The sequence below is a fragment of the Paenibacillus forsythiae T98 genome, assembly GCF_000520735.1.
Classification (GTDB): domain Bacteria; phylum Bacillota; class Bacilli; order Paenibacillales; family Paenibacillaceae; genus Paenibacillus_AQ; species Paenibacillus_AQ forsythiae.
In genome coordinates, this window is record NZ_ASSC01000119.1 from 1 (window position 1) to 5,760 (window position 5,760).

5 protein-coding genes are annotated in these 5,760 nt (G+C 57.2%); 2 read left to right on the forward strand and 3 right to left on the reverse strand.

Annotation, left to right across the window (positions count from 1 at the left end; all coding sequences use genetic code 11):
• The 3 genes from L692_RS0104025 to L692_RS0104035 form a co-directional block, all read right to left on the reverse strand.
• The coding region (locus L692_RS0104025; RefSeq protein WP_025697437.1) for an ABC transporter permease at positions 1–1,156 on the reverse strand (1,156 nt) is incomplete at its 3' end.
• On the reverse strand, positions 1,149–2,318 hold the full coding sequence (locus tag L692_RS0104030) for an ABC transporter permease (RefSeq protein ID WP_025697438.1): 1,170 nt from the start codon (positions 2,316–2,318) through the stop codon (positions 1,149–1,151). The genes L692_RS0104025 and L692_RS0104030, both read right to left, overlap by 8 nt.
• A 12-nt stretch (positions 2,319–2,330) precedes the next feature.
• Positions 2,331–3,266: an ABC transporter ATP-binding protein gene (locus L692_RS0104035; RefSeq protein ID WP_025697440.1), complete on the reverse strand. Its 936-nt coding sequence runs from the start codon at positions 3,264–3,266 to the stop codon at positions 2,331–2,333.
• A 270-nt stretch (positions 3,267–3,536) separates the two neighbouring features.
• Here L692_RS0104035 and L692_RS0104040 point away from each other — a divergent pair, with 270 nt between their 5' ends.
• The gene (locus L692_RS0104040) at positions 3,537–4,766 is read left to right on the forward strand and encodes a sensor histidine kinase (RefSeq protein ID WP_025697442.1); all 1,230 of its coding nucleotides are present in this window, start codon (positions 3,537–3,539) and stop codon (positions 4,764–4,766) included.
• Positions 4,767–4,806: 40 nt separating this feature from the next.
• Positions 4,807–5,457 (forward strand): response regulator transcription factor, encoded by a 651-nt coding sequence (locus L692_RS0104045; RefSeq protein ID WP_025697444.1) that lies wholly within the window; start codon positions 4,807–4,809, stop codon positions 5,455–5,457.
• The last annotated feature ends 303 nt before the right edge of the window (positions 5,458–5,760 follow it).

Sequence of the window (5,760 nt, forward strand, 5' to 3'; positions counted from 1 at the left end):
TCAGACCCAGAACGGCAAAGGGCAGCCACAGCTCGCTCCAGCCGCTGCCGGTCGCCGCAAGGTCTGCGGCCTGAATCGCCCATTTTTGAGGGACGAAGTTCGCGGCCTTCTGCATATAGTCCGGCATGATTGAAATCGGCCAGAAGCAGCCGCCCAGCATGCAGGTCGGGGTCAGAATGAGCGCGTTCAGCATGCCCGCATTGTTCGGGTTGCGGATGAGTCCGGCCACCGTGCTGGCAAGACCCATGCACACCAGCATGAAGGCCGCCAGGATGAGAAAATATAGATACAGCGGAAGCTCATAGCTGTAGTTCAGCGCATAGCGGCCTACCAGCAGCACCGCCGCAACCTGGATCACACCCACCGTAAAGCTGCCCAAAAAATTGCCGAGCGCAATTTCATGAGAACGAACCGGCGCGCTGAACATCCGCATCATGGTCCGCTGCTTGCGGTCATCCATAATGTACGAGACGGAGCTAGTAACCATAGCCATCAGGAACATCAGCATAAATCCGGTAACGACACCCAGACTTTCGCGCGGATACAGATTAAAGTCAGTCTTCTGGCTGCCTACAAGATGCCGTTCCGCTTGCTGAAGGATGGCGGACAACTGCGCTTCACGTCCGGCAGTCGTACCGATGGCCGAGCCCACCGCTTTGGCGTCGTTCGCGCCATCAGCCGTCCCGGAGGATGCTCCGGTTCCCGCAGCGCCCACCGCCGAGGCCGCTTCACGCAGCCGTTCCCCGATCTCCGAGGCTTTCATTTTGAGTGCGATGGACGCGGCCGATGTCTTTAACTCGTAGATATGGATTTGCGGCTTCTGTCCGCCGAGCAGCGAAGCCGTATAGCCTGCGGGGATTTCCAGTCCCGCAGCGCCTTCCTCGTTAAGGACTCCGGTGCGCAGCTCGTCCCCGCTCACTTTTTCAACCAGGGCATAATCCCCTGTCTTCTTCAGTTCGGCAATGACATGCGCTCCTGCGGCGCCGCTGTCCAGGTTCGTGTAGAGCACATTCGTCTTGCTGTCCCCCGCCCCGCTGGTCATCCATATAATGAAGGAAATCACGACGCCTGGCATGAGAATATAGGCGATTACCCCTCTCCGTCTGCCGATCATCCGCTTCACCAGATTCCAGGAGATCGTAAGAATGTTATGCATGATAACCCACCTTTCGGTATGAAAAGAATGCCATGCTCCCAAGCACGAGACAAATCAGCGACAGCATCCCGATGCTGCCCGAAATTTGCGCCCACGGCGACTCCAGCATCATCCGCAGGATGCCTTTCATCCCCCAGTGATTGATGGAGAACGCGCCGCCCGTATTCACCCAGGCATCCGGCAGGGGAGCCATTCCGCCGCTCATAAACGTCATCACCACCGTCAGCCCGCTTAAAACGGCACGTGCCAACGCTGCGCTACGGACGAACATGGATATGATGACCGACAAAGTTAGCGAAGCGAAAATCATAAGGAGGCACACCAGCATCAGCAGCCCCGGGCGATTGCCCCAGTACACGCCGAACAAAAAGCGCGTGGCCACAATAATGGAGGCGCACTGCAGGACCGACACAAGGCCGATGCCGAGCATTTTTCCGATAAAGAGTTCCCGACCCTTCACCGGCATGGAGCCGATCCGAAATAACGTATGGTTATCCTTTTCGCTGTACAGGCTGGTGATCACCATTTGTCCGCACAGAAGCAGGAACATCAGAAGCATCGCAGCCGCATAATACTGGGAGGCAGTGTAGGCCGGGGCTCCATCATTCAGCTTGCCGAGCACGGCGGCCGGATTGCCCTGCCCGGACTCCGTCATCGCGCTAATCGCCTGGGGTCCAAGCGTCATGGCGGCAGCCTGCTTGTAATTGATGCTGCCCAGGAAGTTATCGAACACGGTCCCTGCGATCATATTGTCAGTCCGGTTCTTGCCAAGGATGTATTCAAGCTTCGCTTCCTTGCCGGTCACCATATCCTTGTCGAAGCCCGCCGGAACGATGACGGCATAGCCGTATTGTCCCGAACGCACCCCGCTTACCGCCGCTTCCCGGCTGTCCGCGGTTTCCGCTGTAATGATCTCCGCGACCTGCGGCGACTTCAGGAAATTCCCGATCAGCTGCGAACGTTCAGCGGGGTTGCCCGCATCGACTATGCCTACCCGAAAAGATTCTATCGTCTGGTCCTTTCCTCCGCCCATAACGCTGGAGAGCGCCGAGCCGAGCAGAAAAATCAGCAGAATCGGCAGCAGGAACAGGTTGATCAGCATGGAGCAGGAGCGGAACAGACGCCGCAGCTCATGAACCGCAATTGTCCAAATATTAGCCATTGTTCTCTCCTCCTAATCCCGCAAGGTCCGCCCGGTCAGACTTAAGAATAACGTCTCCAGATCCGGTTCTTCGATTTGCAGCGTCTGAATCACGCCCCCGTGCTTGGCGAAAATAAACAAGATGTCCTGCAGCTCGCTTTGGGACGACGGAAGGTACATCTCCACCGTATCGCTTTCCCCTTCCACCCGGGTCACCCGGGGATGCTGCTTAAGCTCCCGAATCAGCTCAGGCGCGATATTGCCGGCTTTGATGACGATCTTCTCTTCATGGGCGACCCGTTCCCGCAGCTCTTTTTCTGTCCCGCAGGCGATGATATGGCCCTTATCCATAATGGCCACCCGGTCGCAGATCGCTTCGACCTCCTCCATGTAGTGGCTTGTATAGATAACGGTGGAGCCCAGCTTGTTGAGCGCCTTGACCGATTCGAGAATATGATTTCGGGATTGGGGGTCGATTCCCACGGTCGGCTCATCCATAATAATCAGCTTGGGCCGGTGCATGATCGCGCAGACAATGTTCAGCCGTCGTTTCATCCCTCCGGAAAAAGTGGCCGGTTTATCCTTTGCCCGGTCGGCGAGCCCGGTAAACTCCAACGCCTCCTGCACCCGCTCCTTCAGCAGTCCACCGCGCAGGCCGTACAGCTTCCCGAAAAAGGCGGCATTTTCCCAGGCGGTCAGATCCTCGTACAGCGCGAGGTCCTGGGGGACGAGCCCGATTCTTTTTTTGGCCTCAAGCGGCTGCTGCGCCACGGAGATGCCATCAATGACGATGCTCCCCCCATCCATCTTCAGCAGACCGCAGAGCATGCTGATCGTCGTACTTTTGCCCGCGCCGTTCGGCCCGAGCAGACCGAGAATCTCGCCCTCCCTTATGCTCAGATTCACATGATCCACCGTCAACTTGCTGTCATATCGTTTCACCACATCGCTTAGTTGAGCAAGCGCCATTATTCATCTCTCCTGTCCCTTGTTCTTCATGGTTTCATTGTAGCGCACACCCATCGCCGCCGGAGGTACAGAAGGTCATGAAGTGAAGGTGACTTAAGTCATCTCTTTGAAAACAGGAGGCTAAAGCCGCGTACCGCAGTACAGGGGATGTGCTAAGATGGAAGTGCGATGCTGCGCCGCCTCTCGCCAGGGTCATGCATTCACTGGGAGACCCGTTAAGCGAAGGAGGGACACTTGACCTGCTATTTCTCACGAAAAGGATGACGACTTGTGGCCAAAGAGCTGAAGCTGCTGCGGTACGGACTGATTGCTGTACCCTCTGTTCTCTCGATGTACGTCCGGGATTATGCCGATAATGATCGGTTCACATTGCATCTGCTCATTCTTCTGCTGCTGGCCGCGCTGTGGGCACGCCTTCCGGCACGGTTCACCGCGGCGATTGCCGCGCTCGAAATGCTGTACTCTTCCTGGCTATGCTACAGGTATGGAAGCCTGATGGCACTCCCCTCCCTGTCTGCGCTGCTTGTCTATTTCCGTCTCCGTCCCCGGCTGCTGCCCCTGCTGCTTGCGGGAATTCATCTGGCCGCGCTAAACGCCGCCGTTATGGAAGAATCTCCACTGATCCGCGCATGGGTTAATCTGGTGTTTCTGCTGGCTGCCGCGCTGTGCGCCCAGCTTCATTCGGCGGGACGCGGCCGGGAGGAGACACTTCATCTGTATGACGAGCTGCGCAAGAAGCATTTCGAGCTGGACGAAGCGCGCAATCGGATTCTGCAATTCGCGGCCCAGGTGGAAAATGCGGCCCAGGCCGAGGAACGGGTGCGGATTTCCCGCCAGCTGCATGACGATATCGGCCACCGGCTGATCCGCGTCAAAATGATGATGGAGGCCGCGCTGCACACGCTTCCCTCCGCGCCGGAAGCGGGCATGGCCATGATGGGACAGGTGCGCGATCAGCTTGCCGAGAGCATGGATGACCTGCGCGCCGCCGTAGGGCGAATCGGCCGGGGCCCGCAGCTTGAAGGCGCCTATGCCCTGGATCGGCTGCTGGAGGAGATTGGCCGGGACACCGGCATCGAGACCTCTTATACGGTGGAGGGCGCACCTTATCCACTCTACCCGAGCCTTCAGGTCGTACTGTACAAAAATGCCCGCGAAGCCATCACCAACGGACTCCGGCACGGGTACGCGACCTCCGTCGGCATAAGTCTCTCCTACAGCCCGTCCGAAGTTGCGATGGAGGTCAGCAATAACGGAAAGACATCGGTGGAAGAAGACGGCGGCGAACGGTTGGAGAGAAACGGCAGCAACCGGGACGATGAGACCCGCTCGGAACGGTTGTCCGGGATGAACCCAGGACTGCATCTTGCCGGCGGCATGGGGATAAAAGGGATGGAGGAGCGAACCCGGCTGGTCGGCGGAACGCTTGAAGTCCGGGCCGCTTATCCGTTCACGGTTATTACGAAGCTGCCGGTTTATAAGCAAAGCGAGATTATGTAGAGCGGGAGAGCAGGCTTTTTTAGAAAGGGGAATGGCCTATATGGTTAAAGTCGTAATTGTGGACGACGATTCATTTATAAGGGAAAGCCTGAAGGTGCTCGTCGGGATGGACCCGGATATTGAGGTAACGGGGGCTGCGGGAGACGGCGGCGAGGCGCTGAAGCTGCTGGAAAGCGGGACAGAAGCCGATGTGGTGCTGATGGATATCCGCATGCCCGGCATTGACGGCGTGGAGGGGGCGCGGCTGATCAAGCGGCATGCTCCGCAGGTGGCCGTCCTGATGCTGACCACCTTCGACGATGACGAGTATATTATCGAGGCGATTAAAGGCGGAGCCAGCGGCTATCTGCTCAAAAATATCCCCCCGGACCGCATTATCCAAGGCATCAAGACGGTCCATGAAGGCAATATGCTCATTCATCCCGACATTGCCCGCAAGCTGGCGGGCTTTCTTCAGCCTGCGGCTGCTGCCGGGAATACCTCCCCCTGTCCGCTGGAAGCCTACGGCCTGACCAAGACGGAGCAGTCGGTTGTCGCAGCAATCGCCGAGGGACATTCGAACAAGGAAATTGCCGCCAGGCTCTTCTTAAGCGAGGGCACGGTCAAGAACTACATAACGGAAATTTTGAGCAAGCTCGGACTGCGGGACCGGACGCAGATCGCTATTTTTTATTTGAAAAATGGGCGGTGAACGGGCGGCTCCGAAACTCTGTCCCTGGTATCCGTAGGGGCTTGGTTCGTCCGAAGCGTTCATAAATAATCGGGCAAGTATTCCCCGGCAGCGGCGGAAGGCCCGCGAGGAATTCATGTATTTAAGAATTAATTTACTTAAGAATTAATGCGTTAGTACATCTGTTTTCTCAAAAAAGCCCGTCCCTCTCTCGTTTCCTGCGAATGTGCAGGCATTTAGCACTCCATCTTCATATTCGGGCGTGCAGGCTTCAAATGGCTGCATCATCTCTTAGGCCCCCCAATTAAACTGGAGTCTCCCCAC